Source organism: Klebsiella sp. 4_1_44FAA, from assembly GCF_000238715.1.
GTDB lineage: Bacteria > Pseudomonadota > Gammaproteobacteria > Enterobacterales > Enterobacteriaceae > Klebsiella > Klebsiella pneumoniae.
In genome coordinates, this window is the sequence record NZ_JH414868.1 from 1 (window position 1) to 575 (window position 575).

The following is a 575-nucleotide window of genomic DNA, read 5'->3' on the forward strand; positions in this document are numbered from 1 at the left end:
AAAGCAGCACACATGAAACAAAAAATAGTCATTCCTGCTCTGGTAGGAATGATGATGATTCCGGGGAGTGCAGTTTATGCGGCAGATCAGAAAGCGGAAGTATATCCGGTTTTGCCGGCTGCAGGAATCGAAACAGTAGTAACAGATTGTTATGAAACGAAAGTAAAGGAGAATCTGCAGTTATATCTGGTACCGACAGGTGAGGGTGAGTATTTGAATATGGCGTTTTCGAATACAGGTGAAGAATTTACTTATATAAGAAGTGCGCCGGATGAGAACAGTGACTGGATCGGAAAATTGTATCCGGATTCGGCAGTCAGAGTTCTCGAATATAAAGAAGACTGGGTGAAGATCCAGTCAGGAGATGCGCAGGGATTCGTTCCGGCAGATACATTGTACCTGGGAGAAGATGCAAAGTCACATGCAGGGGAATACGAAAAAGAGGTTGCAACGGTAACAGCTGATGTTCTGAATGTGAGGGCTGGTCAGGGAGTAGAGACACAGGTTCTGACACAGATTATGCAGAATCAGGAGTATGAAATTACTGGGGAACCAAAAGTGGATGGTATCCGGTG

Annotated in this window: 1 protein-coding gene; it reads left to right on the forward strand. The window is 44.9% G+C overall.

Going from position 1 to position 575, the window contains the following annotated elements:
- Positions 1–12: 12 nt before the first annotated feature.
- A partial coding sequence (locus HMPREF1024_RS00015) for an SH3 domain-containing protein (protein WP_222609797.1) occupies positions 13–575 on the forward strand: 563 nt, incomplete at its 3' end.